This window comes from Streptomyces sp. NPDC001604 (assembly GCF_042893475.1).
Classification (GTDB): domain Bacteria; phylum Actinomycetota; class Actinomycetes; order Streptomycetales; family Streptomycetaceae; genus Streptomyces.
Window position 1 is genome coordinate 227,247 of sequence record NZ_JBIAUY010000003.1, and the last position, 18,744, is coordinate 245,990.

An 18,744-nucleotide genomic window follows, 5' to 3' on the forward strand; every position below is an offset into this window, starting at 1 on the left:
TCGGGGGAACACCCATGACCGAAACCTTCGCCAGGCGCCTGACAGGCGTCGCCGGCATCGCCGCCGCGGTCGCACTCATCGTCGAAGTACCCCTGTACTTCGTCTACTCGGGCCCGCCGCCGGACACGAACGTGCTCGCCCGGCTGCTGCTCGGAATCGTCGCCCTGGCCTGCCTGGTCGTGTTCGTGACGGCCTTCCGTGAACTGGTCAAACGCACGCATCCCGGCTACGAGTGGGCAGGCTCGATCGCCTCCGCCACGGGGCTGGTCTACGCGACGATCACCCTGGTCTCCATGGGCCTTGAGGCCGGCGCCGTCATCGCCGCCGACCGTCCGGTCGATCCGACCATCACGGTCAGCGGCACCTACATCCTCTACGGGTCGATCTCCCGGCTGATGCTGGGCCTGTTCCTGACGGCGGTCGGCTACACCGTCGCACGCACCGACGTCCTGCACCGCTGGATCAGCCGCTCGGCCTACGTCCTGGCCGCGATCAACCTGGCCTTCGTACCGTCCCTGTTCTTCGGCAACACACCCGCGCACTTCTACGCGGCGAACGGCTGGGGCACGACCGCTCTGATGGGGGCCGTCCTCAGCTACTGGCTACTGGCCGTCGGCATCTCCACCTACCGGAGCTCCACTTGCCTGCACGACTCCATCGCCGCGTAGCCTCGGACGCGGATCACCGGGGACCTCACCCACTGGAGCCTTGATGACGAGCCTCGACGGCATACCCGGCCCCGCTGCGGACGAACTCGGCGCACCACCCGCACTGACGCTCTCCCGGGTGAGGTTGGGCGCCGGAGGCCCGCTGGGCAGCGTGCGCATCGCGGACGGCCGGGTCGTCGCCGTCGAGGTGGCGAGGGATCTCGGCGGCCCGGTGCTCGACCTGGACGGGCGGACCGTACTGCCGGGCCTGTGGGACGCCCATGTGCACGCGGCGCAGTGGGCCGGCAACCGTCATCGGGTCGATCTCGCCGGGCTGGAGTCCGCGCGGGCGGTCGCTGAAACCGTACGTCTGCACGCGACCGGTCTGCCCGCGGACGAGATGGTCATGGGACAGGGCTTCCGGGACGCCCTGTGGCCGGACACGCCCCACAGGGCGCTGCTCGACTCCGTGTGCCCGGACCGGCCGGTCGCGCTGATCAGCGCCGATCTGCATGCCGTCTGGCTGAACTCGGCGTGCCTGGCGCTGGTCGGCCGCGGCGACCACGCGACGGGACTGCTGCGCGAGCACGAGTGCTTCGAGGCCATGGAGGCGCTCCCCGAGGTGCCCGACGAGGTCCTCGACGAGTGGGTGGCCCAAGCCTGCCGGGATGCGGCCGCGCGGGGCGTGACGGGCATCATCGACTTCCACTTCTCCGACAACCTCGCCGACTGGAGTCGCCGGACGGCGAGTGCGGCGCTCGCCGTACGGGTGCAGGCCGCCGTCCACCCCCGGCACCTGGCCGGGGTCGTCGATCGCGGGCTGGGGACGGGTGACCTTCTGCCGGGCACCGGAGGCCTGGTCCGGGTCGGCCCGCTCAAGCTGTTCACGGACGGTTCCCTCAACACGCGGACGGCGCTGTGCTGCGACCCCTACCCGGGCCTTGAGGGCACGAAGGAGGCATACGGCATCCAGGAGACCGCGTACGAGGAACTGGTCCGTCTGATGCGGCGTGCCGCCGCCCATGGCATCGAGCCCGCCGTGCACGCGATCGGCGACCGGGCCAACGCCCTCGCGCTCGACGCGTTCGCAGAGGTCGGCTGCCGGGGGCGCATCGAGCACGCCCAGCTGCTGACGGCGGCCGATGTGCCGCGGTTCGCGGCGCTGGGAGTCACCGCCGGGGTGCAGCCCGCGCACGCCACCGACGACCGCGATGTGGCGGACCACCACTGGGCCGGGCGCACCGGCCGCGCCTTCGCCTACAGCGACCTGCTGGCGTCCGGAGCCCGGCTGGAGTTCGGCTCCGACGCTCCCGTCTCCCCGCTCGACCCCTGGCTGGGCATCGCGGCGGCCGTACACCGGACGGTCGACGAGCGGCCCGCCTGGCATCCCGAGCAGCGGATCCCGGTAACGGCGGCGCTCGCCGCATCGGCACGGGGACGTACGCAGCTGCGGGTCGGCGACGCGGCCGACCTGGTGGTCGTGGACGCGGACCCCACCGAGGCGGACGCGCGCACCCTGCGGGAGATGCCGGTGCACGCCACCATGCTGGGCGGGCGGTGGACGCACGGGCCGCACTGACGGCGAACGGCCGTACCGGCAGACCATTCATGGCCGGTCCCGGAATTCTGGGCCCTTGCGATCAAGGCTGATCAGCAGAGTGATCAGCAGGATCGGCAACCGGCTCAGTCATCCGACTCAAGCCGGGCCGAGCCGCGAGGATGAACATGGTCAGGTACGGCGATCGACGTGGTCGCGTGTACGCCCGCCCCATCGGGATGCCCCCGGCGAAGGGAACTCTCATGGACACCACGGCCTCCATGCACGCGGTCCGTGGGCACTCGCGCGGCGGGCCGCAGCAGCTCGTCCACGAGGTCGCGCCGCGGCCGGTACCCGGGCCGGGCGAGGTGCTCGTCGCCGTCCGTTCGGCCTCGATCACCTCGGGGGAACTGGGCTGGGACGCGACCTGGACGGACAGCTTCGACGGCACGGGCAGCCCCCGTGTGCCGATCGTCCCTGCCAAGGAGGTCTCGGGGACGATCACCGAACTGGGCTCGGGGGTGTCCGAGTTGTCGGTCGGTGATGAGGTGTTCGGTCTGATTCCCTTCACGCGGGACGGTGCGGCGGCGGAGTTCACCGCCGTCCCGGCGGGGGTACTGGCCGTCAAGCCCGCGGCGCTGTCCCACGACGCCGCGGCCGCGTTGACGCTGGCCGGGCTGACGGCCTGGCAGGGCCTCGTCCGCCACGGCGGCCTCACCGAGGGTCAGCGGGTCCTGGTGCACGGTGGGGCGGGTGGTGTGGGCTCCTTCGTGGTGCAGATCGCCGCGGCCCTGGGCGCCTCCGTCACCGCCACCGCCTCGGCCGAAGACGCGGAATTCGTACGTGAGCTGGGTGCGGAGCACGTCATCGACTACGCGAGCGAGCGGTTCGAGGACCAGGTCAAGGATGTCGACCTGGTCTTCGACACGGTCGGCGGCGACATCCAGACCCGCTCCTGGCAGGTGCTGCGGCCCGGGGGCGTGCTCGTCAGCATCGTCGCCCCGCCCGACCCGAGCCGGGCGGGCGAGGCGCGCGGAGTGTTCTTCGTGGTCGAACCGGACCGTGCCGGGCTCACCGAGCTGGCCCGGCTGTTCGAGTCCGGGAGGCTGACGCCACGCATCGACCGGGTGGTGCCGCTGGCGGATGCGGCAGGGGCGTATGAGGCGCTGGAGCGCGAGCACCGCCGAGGGAAGGTCGTGCTCCGGGTGAGCTGAGGTGTCGTACCGCTTCCTCAGAGCGCGGTGTCCGGCTGCAACCCCTGTTTGCCGAGCCATGTCAGGCAGGCGTCCGCGACCTCCCGCCAGCCGCTGTCCACGGTGAGCGAGTGGCCACGGTCGGCGAACTCCACCAGTTCCGTCACCGCCGTCGAATCCCGGTACTGCTTGAGCGTGGCCTTGGTGACGACTTCAGGGACGGTGTGGTCACGGCCGCCCATGATCAGCAGCAGTGGGCCGCGGGCCTCGTTGCCGGTGTCGACCTTGGCCGGCGAGTGCGGGGAGAAGTTGGCCGCGGCGGCCTCGAACAGGGGCTTGCCCGGCGCCGGAATGGTCCAGCGTTCGTACAGCGCGTCGGACTCCTCGGCCGCCACCGCGTTGCCGAAGGCGAAGCGGAACTGTTCGGCGGTGAGCGACACCGCACGGTGCCGGTTGGCCGGGTTGGCGAAGACCGGGAAGGTGGAGCGCAGTGCCGACAGCGGCAGCGGGAGCACGCCCTTGATCTGGGCCGCGTCGATGGCGATCGCGGCCGCCGCGCGGTCCTGGCCGAGCAGCTTCTGGGCGATCATCCCGCCGAAGGAGTGGCCGATGAGGACGGGACGTTCGGGCAGCTCGTCGATGACGGCGGCGTAGTGCTCCACGACGTCGTCGATGCCGCGGTCGGCGATGGAGTCCGGGTTGGCCCGGGCGAGTTCGACGGTCTCGGCGACACCGGGCCAGCCGGGCGCGAGAGTCCGGTGGCCCGCGCCCTCGAACAGCTCCTGCCAGGGTGCCCAGGAAGTCGGGTGCAGCCAGAGGCCGTGGATGAAGACGACGGGTGGGGCGGTGCCGGCCATGATCGGGTCCTTCCGCCGGTTCGGGGTCGGTCGACGGGCGCCAGGAGGCATGCGTCCGTCTCGCATGCTCCTCCGCTCGGCGGTGCCTTCGCTTGAGTCAGGTGACTGCCGACGCGGCCCTCAGGGCACGCCGGGTCCCAGACGGGAGGCGAGCTGTGCCCGCGAGGTGATGCCGAGTTTGGGGAAGACGCGGTAGAGGTGGGAGCCGATCGTGCGGGGCGAGAGACAGAGCCGTTCGCCGATCTGCCGGTTGGACAGTCCTTCGGCCGCCAGTCGGGCGATCTGCAGCTCCTGGGGAGACAGCGCGTCCTGGACCCTGGCGGTGCGGTCGGCCACCCGCTCGCCGGTGGCACGGAGTTCGCCCCGCGCCTGGTCCGCCCAGGCGCTCGCACCGATGAGGTCGAAGGTGGTCCGGGCCGACCGCAGCGGCCCCCTGGCTTCGACGGCCCGGCGGTGGCGCCGCAGCCAACTGCCGTACGCCAGCTCGGTCTTGGCCCTGGCCAACGGCCAGCGGCCCAGGTCCTGGCGCAGGGCCGACAGATAGAGCTTCTCGGCATCGGCGTCGTCGGCGAGCACCGCGCGGGCGTAGGCCAGTTGGACGTGCAGCAGCGGTGCACTCGTGAGCTCGGCGACCTCTTCAAGACCGGCGATCACCGCCCGCGCCTGTTCGCGGTGGCCGCTCTGGGCGGCGGCCTCGGCGAGGAACATCACCCCGTCGAAGCACTCGCGCCGGTGGTGGCTGGGATCGGCCGGGTCGAAAAGACGGATCAGCTCGTCGTACGCCTCCTGCGGGCGCCCGGCCGTCAGCCACATCAGGCCCTTGGCGAGCTGCACGCAGGCCAGCAGGTTGTTGAGCCGGCGGTCGTGGGCGGCGGCTTCGGCGACGGCGGCCAGTTCCAGCGCGTGCTGTCCCTGCCCGCGCAGACCGGCGGCGATGGCCTCGAGGCTTCTGGATCCGGTGCTCCAGATCGGCTGCCCGGTGTCCCGGGCGACCCGCAGTCCCTCCTCCGCCGCGGTCGCGGCGCGCTCCCAGTCGCCCAGCCAGAGGTGGTCGCCGATCTGCATGCTCAGCACATGGGAGAGCAGTCCGAGGCGGCCCTGCTCGCGCAGTTTCAGTTCGGCCCGTCCGAGGAGGTCGACCGCGAGGGTGAGATCGCCGACGGCGTGGGCCGCCATGCCGAGCAGGCGCAGCTGGTCCGGGTCGGTGACCCGGGCCAGGCCGCCCCGGGTCAGCAGGTCGCGGACGGCGCTGCCGCGCAGCAGGGGTTCGGCCACGCCGACGGCCGCGATGCCCCGCGGATCGTCCAGTGCACCGGGGAGCGCTTCGGTGACGGCGACGACGCGGGCCCGTGCCTCGGGTCCGGTCTCGGCCCACCAGCAGCGCAGTGCCGCGCCCAGCAGCAGATTGAGGGCGAGGTCCTGGTCGCCGGCGGCCGCGGACCGCTCCGCCACGGCGCACAGTTCGAAGACGCGGACGGCATCACCGGGCACGCCGTCCTCGAAGATCTCGCGGAGCCACTCCATCCGGGCCCGGTCCAGCTCCGACAGCTCGGTCCGCTCCGCCGCCGTGACCAGCCGGTCCACCAGGTCCGCCCGGCCCAGCCCGAAGGCGTGCTCGGCGGCCAGCAGCAGGCGGCGCCCGCGCGTGGCGGAGTCGCTGCTGAGCTGGGCGGAACGCTCCAGCGCCCAGATCGCCGCGGTGACGGAACCCCGGCGCAGCGACACGGTGTGGCTGGCCTCGAGTTCGTCGGCGACCTGGTCGTCGGGGCCGACGATCGACTGCGCGCGGTGCCAGGTACGGCGGTACGGCTCGTCGACCAGGACGTCGGCCAGGGCGGCGTTGGCCGCCAGCCGGCGAATGGACGGCTCGGACTGCAGGACGGCGGATCTGACCAGCGGGTGGCGGAAGTGCAGCCGTGCCTCGTCGAAGTGGAGAAGGCCGGCGGCCGCGGCGGGGCCCAGGACCTGAACGGTGAGCTCGTGCCCGGCCAGCAGGGAGGCGGCGGCGAGGATCTCCGGCAGCTGCTCCTCGTAGTCCACGGCGGCCACCAGCACGGCGTCCCGAGTGGGCTGCGCCAGTTCGAGGACGCGGCTGGCGAAGGTGCGCTCCAGACGATCGGTGAGCGGCAGCAGGAGCCGGACCGGGTCCCCGCCCTCGGGCCGCGGCCTGGTGCGCCATGCCGTCGGGAGCTCCACCAGCGCGAGCGGGTTGCCGAGCGCCTCCCGCAGGATCTGCTGCCGTACGGCAGGGGGCAGGTCGTCCGCGCCGGCGTCCAGCAGCCGGCGCGCCGCGGTGTCGTCCAGAGCGGTCACGGTGAGCTCGGGCACGCCGGCGTCGAGGAAGGGCCCCGGGTGGCCCGCCCGTACGGTCCCCACCACGGCCAACGGCTCGCGGCACACGCGCCGCGCGATGAACGCCAGCGCTTCCTGGGTGGGGTGGTCCAGCCACTGCACGTCGTCGACGGCCACCAGGACCGGCCGTACGGCGGCGGCCTCGGCCAGCAGGCCCAGCGCCGCGAGCGCGATCAGGAACGGTTCGGGCGGCGGCCCGTCCTCGGCGCCGAAGGCCGACATCAGCGCCCCGCGCTGCGGCGCGGGCAGCGCCTCGGCGGTGCCGACGAGGGGCCGTAGAAGCTGGTGCAGCCCCGCGTAGGGCAGCCGCGCCTCGCACTCGGCACCGGTCGTCTCCAGGACCTCGGTGCCCGCCTCCCGCGCGAGCCGGACCGTGGCGCGCAGCAGCGAGGACTTGCCGATGCCCGCGGCACCGGCGACGACCAGTGCACCGCCGCCCTGGGGGAGCCGTCCGACCAGCTCCGCCAAGGCCCGCAGTTCCGTGTCGCGCCCCACCAGGTCCAGTTCGTCCATGCTCCCCCGCGTTTCGGCAGTGACCGGGCGAGACCGAGGCGAACGGCTCGCGGGGCGGCGGCCCCTTTCCCATCTTGAGCCGGGGCCCGCTCATCTCGCGACCTTTCCGCCCATCCTGTGGCAGCCGGTGCGCGCGGTGCGTGTCGCACGGCGGGAGAGCGCCGACTGGTGCGTGCGTCGGCGGACACAGGAGGGCACGGCGCCGGGAAAACAGTCGCATGACCGAAGCCCGTCCCTCGGCCTTGCCCGTACGGTCGGCTCGGTGGGCGGCGAGCGCCCCGGCTCCCTCCCGGACACGTCAAGGAGCAGGTCATGGACCATGAACTCGACGGTCAGGTCGCCGTCGTCACCGGAGCCAGCCGAGGCATCGGCCTCGCCGTCGTACGGGCGCTGGCGGGTGAGGGGGCCCGGGTGGTCGCGGGTGCCCGCCACTCGTCGGGCGAGCTGGACGAGTTGGCCAAGACCGAGGCCGTCGAGGTCGTCGAGGTCGACCTCGCCACGGAGTCGGGCCCTGCCCGGCTGGTCGCGCGGGCGGGCGACCGCGTGGACATCCTCGTCAACAACGTCGGTGCCGCACCCGTGCGGCCCGAAGGGTTCCTGAGCATCACGGACGAGGACTGGCTGGCCTCGCTCACCCTCAACCTGCTGGCGGCGGTCCGGACGACCCGCGCCGCACTTCCGGTCATGCTCCCGCAGGGCAGCGGCAGCATCGTGAACATCGCCTCGGTGAACGCCGCGCTGCCCGATCCCCTGGTGCTCGACTACAGCGCGGCGAAGGCGGCCCTCCTCGCCTTCTCCAAGGGCCTGTCGAAGGAGGTGGGCACCCGCGGGATCCGCGTCAACACGGTCAGTCCCGGTCCGGTCGCCACCGACCTGTGGCTGGCCGACGACGGCGTGGCGGCCACGGTGAGCCGGGCGACCGGCGCCGATCCGTCGACGGTGAGGGCGGGCGCCGCGCACGCGATGGTCACCGGCCGGTTCTCGCAGCCGGACGAGGTCGCGAACGCCGTACTGTTCCTCGCCGGAGCCCGGGCCGCGAACACGGTGGGTACGGACGTGCGGGTCGACGGCGGATTCATCCCGACCTGGTAGCCGACGGAAGCCGCGTCAGCGCACCCTGGAGAAAACCGGCCCGCAACCGCAACCTTTCAGCCACCCCGTATGTCTCATCAAATACCAGTACGAACCATGCTTCGGGGGACGAGATGAGACGAAGCAGAGCAATACGCAGCAGGACCGCATGGGCAGCGCTCATGCTTCTGGGCACCGCGATGGGAGCGACCGCGGTTCCGGCCGACGCCGCACCCGCCGCCACCGCCCAGACCGTCACCTGCCCCACCGGCTGGGGCAGCCTCGCCAAGACGCGCGCAGCATCCACGACGAAGCCGGTCACGAACGTCAGGACCGGCCGCCACACCTGCTACGACCGGATGGTCATCGACATCCCCGGAGCGGGCCGGAACAGCCTCGGCTACTCCGTCAGGTACGTCAGCCACCTCTACCAGGACGGATCGGGCCGGCTCATACCCGTCGGCGGCGGCGCCGTCCTCGAGGTGCGGGTCCATGCGCCCGGCTACGACCCCGACACCGGGGCGCCCACCTATCCCGCCCGGGCGGGCCGTCCGCTGCCGGGCGTCGACCTCACCGGGTACCGCGCGTTCCGGGACACGCGGTTCGGCGGCAGCTTCGAGGGCGACACCCAGCTCGGGCTCGGCGTCCGGGCCCGGCTGCCGTTCCGCGTCCTGCGGGTGGACGGCCACGTGATCGTGGACGTGGCCCACACCTGGACGGGCAAGCCCTGACGCACATCAGACACCAGGAGAGTCGGGGGAATCGAGGGATCCGAGCCAGTCGATCAGTAGCCGGTTGACCTCCTCGGGGCGTTCCTGCTGGATCCAGTGGCCGCAGCCGTCGAGGACGTGCGAGGAGGTCAGCCCGGGAAGAGTGGTGGGGTACGCCTTGATCGCGTCCGCCAGCCAGGTGGTGGACGCGTCGAGGGCTCCGCCCACGAACAACGAGGGCTGCGCGACGGGGGCGCCGTGGTGGGCGGCCAGGTCCTCCCAGTCGCGGTCCATGTTCCGGTAGCGGTTCAGAGCCCCGGTCAGACCGGTCCGTTCGAACTCCGCGGCGAAGACGTCGAGTTCGGCCTCACCGAGCCAGTGCGGCAGACGGCCCGCCGGAAACCTGTCGCGCAGCGTCCCGCCACGGGCGACGAAATGCGGGTCGGGCGCGCCGGGCGGGGGCATGGTGTCGGCGGACAGGGCCGCGTAGAACCCGGCGAGCCAGCCTCGTACGTCGGGCTCCATCTCGGCCTCGGCCCGGCCGGGGCTCTGGAAGTAGGAGACGTAGAACTCCTCCTCGCCGCCCATGCCTGCGAAGACCTCGCTGGGCCTGGGCCCGCCGGGCGGGGTGTAGGGCACGCTCAGCAGCCCGACCGCTCGGAACACATCGGGCCGCAGCAGAGCCGAGGTGGCGGCGATGGTCGCGCCCCAGTCGTGTCCGACGATCACCGCGGACCGCTCGCCGAGGGCGTCGACGACGGCCACGTTGTCCGCGACCAGGTCGAGCATGCGGTACGCGGCCACGTCCCCGGGTTTGGAGGAGCGTCCGTAACCGCGGACGTCGAGGGCCACGGCACGGTAACCGGCGGCGGCCAGGGCCGGGAGCTGGTGCCGCCACGAGTACCAGAACTCCGGAAACCCGTGCACGAGCAGCACCAGGGGCCCGCTGCCCTGCTCGACCAGGTGGGCGCGGCCGGCGGGCGAGGGCACAAGGCGGTGGCGGGGGCGGTCGGCGGCTGGAGTCTGCGGCATGGGTCCCTCCCGGGGACGAGCGTGACCGGAGGCGCGGGCGACGATCATGCCGGGTGCGCGGCGATGCGGTCGATGCCTGTTGCCGTTTCAGCAAAACGCCAAACCCGTGCAAGCCCGGATACTGCGCGGCAAGCGCGAGTGCCGTCCGACAGGCCCCGCCGCCGGGCGCCGGGCGCCTTGGCGGGCCCGAGTCCGGGTGCTGAGCCGCAGACGCCCGTGCCTCGACGAGCGCAGGCGCTGGACGGCTCACCGCGGGCGCACCGTTTGGCGCCTGGGTCTGCGTTCTGGCCCGGGTCTGGCGTCTGGATTGTTCGACGGGCGTGGGGGCTTGCGTTCCGGGGTTGCGGTGTGGAGGCGTCCGCTGTCTGGTACTGCCCACCTTGGGGCGTGCGGTTTTGCGGTGGGTCTCCGGGGCTCACGGCCCGGCGCAGGCTTTCGCAAGCATCCGCCTCGCCGGGCCGCAAGCCCCCGCGACGGCAGGGGTGCCGGACGCTCAGTCGTCCGCGATCAGTTCCACCGGTGTGGCGATGACGTCCACGAGGGCCTCGCCGCGCAGTGCGGTGAGGGCGAGGGGGCGGCCTATGGCGTCCTCCAGCATCAGCCGCTGCAGGGCCTGGGCGCTGGTCACCGGGTCGCCGTGGGCGGTGATCAGCAGGTCGCCGTCCCGCAGTCCGGCCCGGGCGGCGGGGGACGCGGGCACGACCTCGACGATCCGCAGGCCCGTGTGGCGGCCGGTTCGTGCCCGTAGCAGGGGCGGCAGCGGTGCGGGGATGCCGGCGAGGCCGAGGTAGGCGCGGCGGACCCTGCCGTCGGAGAGGAGGGTCGCGATGATCTGGCGGCTGGTGTCGTTCACCGGGATGGCGAGGCCCAGGCCGACGTCGGCGATGGCGGTGTTGACGCCGACCACGCTGCCGTCGGCCGTGGCGAGCGCCCCGCCCGAGCTGCCGGGGTGGAGGGTGGCGTCGGTCTGGACGACGTCGTCGATGACGCGGGTCGCCCGGCCCGCGCTCGCCGGCAGTGACCGGCCCAGCGCGCTGACCACGCCGGCGGTGACACTGCCGGCCAGCCCCAGGGGGTTGCCGACCGCCACGACCAGCTGTCCCACCCGTAGTGCGTCGGCCTCGCCGAGCCGGGCCGGGGGCGGGGTCGGCCCGTCGGCGCGGACCACCGCGAGGTCGGAGAGCGGGTCGGCGCCGATGACGTGGAAGGGGGTGGTCGTGCCGTCGGCGAAGTGCGCCGTACCGGCGTCGGAGTGCCCCACGACATGGGCGTTGGTGAGCAGGAAACCGTCGTCGGTGAAGACCACCGCGGAGCCGGTCCCCATGACGAATCGGCCTCTGGAGCGGCGGTGCGCGACGTTCAGGGCCGCCACCTTCGGAGTGAGCTCGGCAGCGACGGAGGTGACGATCTGCGAGTAGGAGTCGAGCGCGGCCTGCTCCTGGCGGGAGCGGTCGGGCTCGGAAAGTGTCTCGGCCACGAGTCGACCTTTCCGCTGGCCCAAGGGCATGCATGCGTGTATTACATGCTTACACCCTTGCTTCGGCGGGCGGACCGGACTTCGCTGCGGGCTGACGTCGGCGCCTGTTCAGCGTGTGCGGGGCCCCGCGGTGCCGGAGGTCGTCCGCGAGGTGCGCAGGGTGCCGACCGTCTTCAGCAGCCGGTCGGCGGGTGCGCGCAGCTCGGGGTGGGCATTGACCGTGTTCCGCAGGCCCCGCACCGGTCTCCGCCACAGCCGGTGGGCCGCCGCGACCGGGTGGGGACGGCTGGCGAATCCTTCCGCCACGCGCAGCTCGCGGGTCTTGAGCCAGTCCTTGTACTCCTTGTCGCCGCGCCCCAGGTCCATCAGCGTCACCCCGTTGCGGGCAGCCGCCTCGGCGGTGCGCAGATGCATCATCAGGCCGGGCGAGTAGTAGTGCAGGTCGGGGTCGTAGGCGGTGAACCAGGCGGCCAGCACGGTGCGCGACCGGGGTCCGAAGTGCGCCGCCACCGGCCGGTCGCCCGCGTAGAGCACCGACAGCACACCGGTGAAGTGCTCCTCGCGGACCTCGAAGAGATGGTCCACCAGGTCGACGATCCACGGCCGTGAGAAGCGGTCCATCCGGCCGGTCCTGCGGTACTGGGCGGACTTCCACTGCATGAGCCGGCGCAGCATCCGCGGATCACGCTCGTCGAACTCGAAGCGCACCTCGCCCACGTCGCGCCCGAGACGGCGTTCCTTCTTCAGCGTCGTCTTGGCCAGCCCTGGGTAGGCACCGCGCAACCACGGCGCATAGCCGCTCTCGTCGGGCTTCAGATCGACGACCGGGGAGGCGAACATTCCCGTGACATGCCGGCCGAACGGCTTCTGCTCCTCGACGAGATGGTCGAATTCGAAGATGGACAGCCCGCAGGCTCTCAGCAGTTCCTGGGCGTCCCAGGTGACTCCGGGGCGGTGCACCAGCGCCTGGCAGTCCGAGAGGCCGAGCCCGACGGCCCGGCCGACGCCGAAAGCGTTGCGTTCGTAGGGGAAGAAGCCGACCGGCGCCCCGTCCTCACGCAGGACGGCGATCCGGGTGCCGGCGCGGTATCTGCCGATCCCGAGGGCGAACTCCGGAGCCAGGAAGGGATTGGCGTACTCGGGGGACTCGTCCATCGCCGCATGCCACGCCGCACGCAGCGAGGTGCTCAGTTCGTCGACTCTGTGGATCGTGACGTCCACGTCAGATCATCCGCCCTTCCCCAGGCTCCGCGAGGGACGACCCGGCCGCAGGGCAGGCCGGTAGAGCGTGTGGACCCCTGTTCATTGATCGCATCCGCGACCGCTCCCCCCGTGACGTCCCCCCGCGGCGCGCTGTCCGCGTCCTACCACGTTCTTTGAGTATCGGCCGGTTCCCGGCCGTGTACACGGTCGTTCCGCGGTCGATCCTCGGGTTCCGAACTGTCCGCCGAGGATCAAACGTCGCGAAACAGTACGCATGTTGTCAAGAGTGCCTGCCGCTACAAAACGGCAGCAGTAGAAGTGGTCCCCGGCGCGCACGTACATTTCACGCCGTCCTCATGTGCGGGCCGTTTCGCCGGGCCGGGCTCCAACTAGCGTCGTGCAGTGGCCCGAACCGACCCGAGTGAGGTTTCGATGTCCGCAAGACACACCCTCGCCGCCCTGGCGCTGGCTCCCGTGCTCGCCTTCCCGGCGGCGGCTCATGCGACGGCGTACGACGGCTCCCGCGTACCGCCCGGGAAGACGCACTTCGATCTGCAGGCCCACCGCGGCGGCATCGGCATGACGACCGAGGAGTCCCTGGAGGGATTCGGCAAGGCGATGCGTCTTGGGGTGTCCACCCTGGAACTGGACACCCAGATCACCAAGGACGAGAAGGTCGTGGTCAATCACGACCGGCAGGTCAGCGCCCAGAAGTGCCGTGACACGGCTCCCGTCACGCCGGGCGACCCGATGTATCCGTACGTCGGGAAGTACATCAAGGACCTCACGCTGGCCCAGATCAAGACCATGGACTGCGGCTACCAACAGCTGCCCGGTTTCCCCGAGCAGGAGGTGGTCAAGGGGTTCCGGATGGTCGAGCTGAAGGACGTCCTGAACCTGGTGAAGAGCTATCACGCCAAGCAGCTCAAGCTGAACATCGAGACCAAGGTCGAGGCGGGCGCCCCCGAACAGACCGCGCCGCGCGCGCTGTTCGTGCGCCGGGTCTACGAGGAGATCCACCGCTCGGGCATCGAGCGCCAGGTCACCATCGAATCCTTCGACTGGGGCGCACTGAAGGCGATGCACGAACTGGCCCCGAGGTGGCCCCTCGTCGCACTCACCAACTACGACTTCCTCCAGGTCGGCCGGCCGGGTGCCTCGCCGTGGCTCGGCGGGATCGACGCCGACGACTACGGCGGCGACTTCGTGAAGGCTGCCGCCACCATCCCCGGCGTCAGAGCCCTCTCCCCCAACTACGGCTTCCCGCAGACCGGAAAGGTCGGCGACCCGGACTTCCGCTTCTACTCCGACCGGACGATGGTTCAGGAGGCCCACGCACGGGGCCTGAAGGTCATCCCGTGGACCTGCGACGATCCGGCCACCGTGGAGGCGCTGATGGACATGGGCGTCGACGGCATCATCACCAACTACCCCAATCACGTACGGCAGATCATGGCCGAGCGGGGCATGCGCCTGCCCAAGCCGTACCAGCCCCGTTGAACACAGGCACAGCGGCGGCAGCCCCGTTTCCTCGGCCCCTGCAGTACAAGTGATCTACGTCTCAGCGGGTGAACCGGGGGCCGGCGAACCCGGTCACAGCAGATGACGTAGTCATCGAGTGCCCGCGGCTGATGATCCGTGCCGGCACATAAGGACGCCCCCCACTGTGCCCAACACCCCCACTCCCCTTCTCCCCGGCAAGTCCATACCGGCGCCGGTCGCGCGTCCCCCGCGCGACCGGCGCCCCCGTCCGCCCGGCCGCCACGATCCCCACCTCCTGGCGACCGCCCTGTTCGCCGCGTACGCGATCCTGTCCATCCTCCGGTACGAGCACCTGGCGACCCGCTCCTGGGACCTCGGCATCTTCGAGCAGGCGGTCCGCGGCTACGCCCAACTGCGGGCGCCGGTCGTCGATCTCAAAGGACCGGGGTTCAACATCCTGGGCGATCACTTCAGTCCGGTGCTCGCTCTGCTCGCCCCCGTCCACCGGCTCTTCCCCTCCCCTGTCACGCTGCTCGTCGCCCAGGCCGCGCTCTTCGCGCTGTCGGCCGTGCCGGTGACCCGTGCGGCCGCCGGGCTGCTGGGGCGGCCGCGCGGGCTCGTCCTCGGCCTTGCGTACGGCCTGTCCTGGGGTCTGCAACGGGCGGTCGACTTCGACTTCCACGAGATCTGCTTCGCCGTACCCCTGATCGCCTTCAGCCTGGAGGCGCTGCTGACCCGCCGGTGGCGGCCCGCGCTGCTATGGGCGCTGCCGCTGGTGCTGGTCAAGGAGGACCTGGGCCTGACGGTGGCCGCCGTCGCGCTGGTCGTCGCCCTGCGCTGCCGCCGCTCCCCGCGCCCGCTCGTGTACGCACTCGTGGTGGCGGTCCTGGGCCTCGCTGCCACCTTTGTCACCCTCACCGTCGTCATCCCCTCCTTCAACACCACCGGCGGGTACGAGTACTGGACCAAGGTCGACAGCGGCTTCGCCCTCTTCGACGGCACGGACGTCAAGCTCCGCACCCTGGCCTGGCTGTTGATCCCCACCAGCGGTCTGCTCGCCCTGCGTTCCCCGCTGTTCGTCGTGGCACTGCCCACCCTGGGCTGGCGCTTCTGCTCCGCCGACGACCACTACTGGGGCACCGGCTGGCACTACAGCGCGGTCCTGATGCCGGTCGTCGCGCTGGCCCTCGTCGACGCGCTCGCCCGGGCGCGGATGAGCTCCCGGCCCTGGCTGCGTTCGTACGCCCGGCACGTGCCCGCAGCGGTCGCCGCAGCGGCCCTGGCCCTCACGACGACGCTCCCGCTGTCCACGCTGACGGAATCCGCCACCTACGACACCCCCGAAGGCGTACCCCGCATCGAACGCGCCCTGGACCGCATCCCGGACGGCGCCACGGTCGAGGCGGACATCGGCCCCAGCAGCCGGCTCACCTCCCGCTGCCGTGTCTTCTGGATCGGCGCCACCCGGGGCACCACCCCCGACTACATCGCCCTGAACAACACCGGCAAGTGGGTCGGAGACGTCCAGGGCTACGCCCGTCAGCTGCACCCCGACGCCCGTTATGTGATCGACGACGCCGCCTACGGTTACGTCGTCCTCAAGCGCAGTTCGTGACCGGCAGGCACCGGACGTCATTGACAAGGACGTCATTGACAATCCGGATCAGCCAAGGTTGTCATGTCCACATGCTGCAATGCCCTGGGACCTGCTGCGCTCACCGCGGGTACCGTCATTGAGCGGGCGCCGCGCGCTGCTCGACACCGCCCTGGCCGAGTTGACGGCCCGCCCCGGAGTACTCCTCCACGGCCCCGCGGGCATCGGCAGGTCCACGCTCCTGACCGCCCTGGCGGCGTCCCTGGCCGCGCAGGACAAGTCATCCACGGTGTTGTACTGCTCGCCCGCCCAGGAGGACACCCGGCTGCCCTTCGTCGGCCTGATCGACCTGTTCGCGCGGGTGCCGGAGCACTGCCTGGAGGCCCTGGCACCCCAGCCCCGGACGGCGCTGCAGTCGGTCCTGCTGCGCGGCCCGGAACCCGCCGACGACCAGGCCCGTCTCGCGGTGCGCGTCGCCGTCGTCGACGTGCTGCGCACCCTTGCCGCCACCGGCCCCGTGCTCTTGGTCGTCGACGACCTCCAGTGGCTGGACGAACCGAGCGCCGAGGTGCTCGCCTTCGCCGTACGGCGCCTCGAAGGCCTCGCCGTCCGGGTGGTGGCCGCCGAGCGGGTGGCCGACGGGGAGCAGCCCGAACGGCTGCGCTGCTGCCCGCCGGGCACCGTCGAACTGCCGGTGCCGCCCATGACGGATGCCGAGGTGGCCCACCTCGTGCGCACGGCGATCGGTGCCGATCTGCCGCCGGGGGTGCTGCGGGCGGTCCAGGACACCGCTGCCGGAAACCCGTCGTACGCAGCGGAGTTGGGCCGGGCGGCCCCGCGCGACGCGGCTTCCGTCGGCTTCGGGCGGGCGCTGCCCGTGCCCCGGAGGCTGCGCGCCGTGCTGCTGGACCAGGTGCGAACGCTGCCGCAGACCGTGCGGCACACTCTCCTCGTCGCCTGCACGGCCACCCACCCCAGCCTCACGGTGCTGCGGGCCGCCGGGCTCGACGACCCGGCCGCGGACCTCGCGGAGGCCGAACGGCTCGGTGTGGCGGCGGTCGACGCCGACGGAACCGTGCATTTCAGCCATCCGCTGCTCCGGGCCGCCGTCTGTGCCGACGCCCCGGAGCACAGCCGCAGGCAGGCGCACGCCCTGCTGGCCCATGCGGTCACCGAGCCCGTGGAGCAGGCCCGCCACCTCGCTCTCGCGCACCCGTACGAGGACGAGGACACCGCGCGCAGGCTGATGTCCGCGGCCGAGTCGGCGCGCCGCGACGGTGCACCCGATGCCGCCTTCGAACTGGCCGGGCTCGCCGCCCTGCGCACTCCCGGCGACCGCCCCGCGGACCGCGCCGACCGGCTGCTGGCCGCGGCCGACTACGCATGTGACGCCGGGCAGTTGGAGGAGGCGGGGCAGGCGGCCGAGACCGTGCTCGCCGGGTCCGGCTCGGCACGGCAGCGGGTGCAGGCCCGGCTGATCCTGCTGCGCAACGCCGGGCAGGCGCTGGGAGGCGCCCGCGACCTGATCGAGGAAGGCCTGCGGGACGCCGACGGCGACCCGGAGGCCGAGGGATGGCTGCACCACTGGGCGGCCGTACGCGGCCTGCTCTGCGGGGAGTTGGCGGAGGCGGCCCGGCATGCCCGGCGCGCTGCCCGGCAGGCGGCCCGGGCAGGCGACACCGACACCCGCATCGGCGCCCTCGCCACCCTCGCCCGGGTGGAGTCCCTGGCCGGGGAACCGGCCGCCGCCGGTGCCGCGCTCGAGGAGGCACTCACCCTGGTCGGCGGCGCCGACGCCGGCCCCGAGAGCTGGGGGCTGATCCGGATGAGGGCGATCCTCGCCCTGGACTCCGACCGGGTCACCGAAGCCGGACAGCAGGTCGCCGAACTCCTCGCGGACATCGGTGAGTTCGCCGGGGTCGAGGAGGTCATGGCGACCTTGGTGGCGCTCACCCGTATCCAGGTGCGGGCCGGGCACTGCCGGGAGGCGCTGCGCACCGCGGCCCGCTGCTCACGCGGCCTGGCCGAAACGGGCGTACAGGCGGCTCCCGCCCTGTATGCGGCGGCGCTCGCGGCGACCGCGGGCGGCACCGCCGACGAGGCCCGGCGCCTGGCCGAACAGGCGGTCAGGGCCTCGGAGGCGGACGGTGACCGGCTGTTCCTGCTGCGCGCGCTTGCGGTGCTGGGACAGGTCGAGCTGCTCGCCGGCGACCCTCGGGGGGCGGCCAGCGCGGCCGAGGCACTGCACCGCGTCAGGGAACTGGGCGAGGCGATGGGCGCCGCCGATCCGCCATTGCTGCACTGGTACGGCGACCTGGCCGAAGCCCTGGTGATCCTGGGCGAGACGGACAGCGCCGGGGCGGTGCTCCGCGAGGCCCGCACCCGGGTGTCCGGCGATACGCCCGGCAGCGTACTGGCGGCTCTGGAACGGGCGGAGGGGCTGCGGGAGGCGGGGCTCGGCCGGGCGAAGGAGGGGGCGCTGCGGCTGCGTGGCGCGGTGGACCGGCTGCGTCAACTCCCACTGCCCATGGAGCTGGTGCGCACCCTGATCGCACTCGGCGCGGTCGAGCGCCGTGCCCGCCGCAGGACCGCGGCACGGGCCGCCCTCGGTGAGGCGCTGGAGACCGCGACACGGATCGGCGCCGCTCCGCTCGCGGCGCGGGCCGGGGACGAGCTGGCACGGCTGGACGCCGGGGACCGCAGCGGCGAGGCGGGCGCGGCCGGACCCGAACTCACCCCCACGGAGGCAAGGATCGCCGAACTCGTCGGCGGCGGAGCCACCAACCGCGAAGTCGCCGCGGAGCTGTTCATCAGCGTCAAGACGGTGGAAGGCGCCCTGTCGCGGGTCTACCGCAAGGTCGGTGTCCGCTCGCGCACCGCGCTCGCCCATGCGATGGCGGTAGCCGTCATCGCGTCCGGCGCGGCGGCCGTGAACTCCGACGACGACCAGGTCGGGCCCGCCGTACAGGCGGTGACGTCGAGTCAGCCCGCACGGGTCCGGGCGGCCCGTGCGCTGGACGGCCGCCGCTGACGTGACATCCGGCGTTCACGTGACATCAGTTGTTAACACGTGAAG

13 protein-coding genes are annotated in these 18,744 nt (G+C 72.4%); 8 read left to right on the forward strand and 5 right to left on the reverse strand.

Annotated features, from left to right (window positions below; genetic code table 11):
- Positions 1 to 14: 14 nt before the first annotated feature.
- From ACFY1E_RS10575 to ACFY1E_RS10585, 3 genes are all read left to right on the forward strand, one after another.
- The gene (locus ACFY1E_RS10575; RefSeq protein WP_389073790.1) at positions 15 to 668 is read left to right on the forward strand and encodes a hypothetical protein; all 654 of its coding nucleotides are present in this window, start codon (positions 15 to 17) and stop codon (positions 666 to 668) included.
- A 43-nt stretch (positions 669 to 711) separates the two neighbouring features.
- Positions 712 to 2,226 carry an amidohydrolase gene (locus tag ACFY1E_RS10580; protein ID WP_389073793.1) on the forward strand — a complete coding sequence of 505 codons (1,515 nt, stop codon included), beginning with the start codon at positions 712 to 714 and terminating at the stop codon, positions 2,224 to 2,226.
- A 221-nt stretch (positions 2,227 to 2,447) separates the two neighbouring features.
- Positions 2,448 to 3,398, forward strand: coding sequence for an NADP-dependent oxidoreductase (locus ACFY1E_RS10585; RefSeq protein WP_389073795.1), 951 nt, complete (start codon positions 2,448 to 2,450; stop codon positions 3,396 to 3,398).
- A gap of 17 nt (positions 3,399 to 3,415) precedes the next feature.
- On the opposite strand, the gene ACFY1E_RS10590 is transcribed toward ACFY1E_RS10585, so the two are convergent.
- Both ACFY1E_RS10590 and ACFY1E_RS10595 read right to left on the reverse strand, forming a co-directional pair.
- A complete protein-coding gene (locus ACFY1E_RS10590) occupies positions 3,416 to 4,234 on the reverse strand; it encodes an alpha/beta hydrolase (protein ID WP_389073798.1) in 819 nt (272 codons plus the stop codon).
- Positions 4,235 to 4,354: 120 nt separating this feature from the next.
- On the reverse strand, positions 4,355 to 7,099 hold the full coding sequence (locus ACFY1E_RS10595; protein WP_389073801.1) for an AAA family ATPase: 2,745 nt from the start codon (positions 7,097 to 7,099) through the stop codon (positions 4,355 to 4,357).
- Between the two features lie 312 nt (positions 7,100 to 7,411).
- Between ACFY1E_RS10595 and ACFY1E_RS10600 the strand changes: the two genes are divergently transcribed.
- Positions 7,412 to 8,191, forward strand: coding sequence for an SDR family oxidoreductase (locus ACFY1E_RS10600; RefSeq protein WP_389073803.1), 780 nt, complete (start codon positions 7,412 to 7,414; stop codon positions 8,189 to 8,191).
- A gap of 161 nt (positions 8,192 to 8,352) precedes the next feature.
- On the forward strand, positions 8,353 to 8,901 hold the full coding sequence (locus tag ACFY1E_RS10605; protein WP_389073805.1) for a hypothetical protein: 549 nt from the start codon (positions 8,353 to 8,355) through the stop codon (positions 8,899 to 8,901).
- A gap of 6 nt (positions 8,902 to 8,907) precedes the next feature.
- Here the strand turns inward: ACFY1E_RS10605 and ACFY1E_RS10610 are convergent, their stop codons facing one another.
- From ACFY1E_RS10610 to ACFY1E_RS10620, 3 genes are all read right to left on the reverse strand, one after another.
- On the reverse strand, positions 8,908 to 9,912 hold the full coding sequence (locus ACFY1E_RS10610; protein WP_389073808.1) for an alpha/beta fold hydrolase: 1,005 nt from the start codon (positions 9,910 to 9,912) through the stop codon (positions 8,908 to 8,910).
- Positions 9,913 to 10,405: 493 nt separating this feature from the next.
- Complete coding sequence (locus tag ACFY1E_RS10615; RefSeq protein WP_389073810.1) at positions 10,406 to 11,389, reverse strand: S1C family serine protease; 984 nt, start codon at positions 11,387 to 11,389, stop codon at positions 10,406 to 10,408.
- 108 nt (positions 11,390 to 11,497) lie between these two features.
- A complete protein-coding gene (locus tag ACFY1E_RS10620) occupies positions 11,498 to 12,610 on the reverse strand; it encodes a GNAT family N-acetyltransferase (RefSeq protein ID WP_389073812.1) in 1,113 nt (370 codons plus the stop codon).
- Between the two features lie 414 nt (positions 12,611 to 13,024).
- On the opposite strand from ACFY1E_RS10620, the gene ACFY1E_RS10625 reads away from it, so the two are divergent.
- The 3 genes from ACFY1E_RS10625 to ACFY1E_RS10635 all read left to right on the forward strand — a co-directional run bounded on the left by ACFY1E_RS10625 (position 13,025) and on the right by ACFY1E_RS10635 (position 18,699).
- The gene (locus tag ACFY1E_RS10625) at positions 13,025 to 14,092 is read left to right on the forward strand and encodes a glycerophosphodiester phosphodiesterase family protein (RefSeq protein ID WP_389073815.1); all 1,068 of its coding nucleotides are present in this window, start codon (positions 13,025 to 13,027) and stop codon (positions 14,090 to 14,092) included.
- A 166-nt stretch (positions 14,093 to 14,258) separates the two neighbouring features.
- Positions 14,259 to 15,689 (forward strand): DUF2079 domain-containing protein, encoded by a 1,431-nt coding sequence (locus tag ACFY1E_RS10630; RefSeq protein ID WP_389073817.1) that lies wholly within the window; start codon positions 14,259 to 14,261, stop codon positions 15,687 to 15,689.
- Positions 15,690 to 15,768: 79 nt separating this feature from the next.
- Entirely contained in the window at positions 15,769 to 18,699 is a 2,931-nt protein-coding gene (locus ACFY1E_RS10635; protein ID WP_389073819.1) for an AAA family ATPase, read from the forward strand.
- Positions 18,700 to 18,744: the final 45 nt, after the last annotated feature.

Bases quoted from the DNA above. Each gene is read 5' to 3' on its own strand.
- ACFY1E_RS10575 (WP_389073790.1), top strand. From the start codon at position 15: ATGACCGAAACCTTCGCCAGGCGCCTGACAGGCGTCGCCGGCATCGCC.
- ACFY1E_RS10580 (WP_389073793.1), top strand. From the start codon at position 712: ATGACGAGCCTCGACGGCATACCCGGCCCCGCTGCGGACGAACTCGGC.
- ACFY1E_RS10585 (WP_389073795.1), top strand. From the start codon at position 2,448: ATGGACACCACGGCCTCCATGCACGCGGTCCGTGGGCACTCGCGCGGC.
- ACFY1E_RS10590 (WP_389073798.1), bottom strand. From the start codon at position 4,234: ATGGCCGGCACCGCCCCACCCGTCGTCTTCATCCACGGCCTCTGGCTG.
- ACFY1E_RS10595 (WP_389073801.1), bottom strand. From the start codon at position 7,099: ATGGACGAACTGGACCTGGTGGGGCGCGACACGGAACTGCGGGCCTTG.
- ACFY1E_RS10600 (WP_389073803.1), top strand. From the start codon at position 7,412: ATGGACCATGAACTCGACGGTCAGGTCGCCGTCGTCACCGGAGCCAGC.
- ACFY1E_RS10605 (WP_389073805.1), top strand. From the start codon at position 8,353: ATGCTTCTGGGCACCGCGATGGGAGCGACCGCGGTTCCGGCCGACGCC.
- ACFY1E_RS10610 (WP_389073808.1), bottom strand. From the start codon at position 9,912: ATGCCGCAGACTCCAGCCGCCGACCGCCCCCGCCACCGCCTTGTGCCC.
- ACFY1E_RS10625 (WP_389073815.1), top strand. From the start codon at position 13,025: ATGTCCGCAAGACACACCCTCGCCGCCCTGGCGCTGGCTCCCGTGCTC.
- ACFY1E_RS10635 (WP_389073819.1), top strand. From the start codon at position 15,769: ATGCCCTGGGACCTGCTGCGCTCACCGCGGGTACCGTCATTGAGCGGG.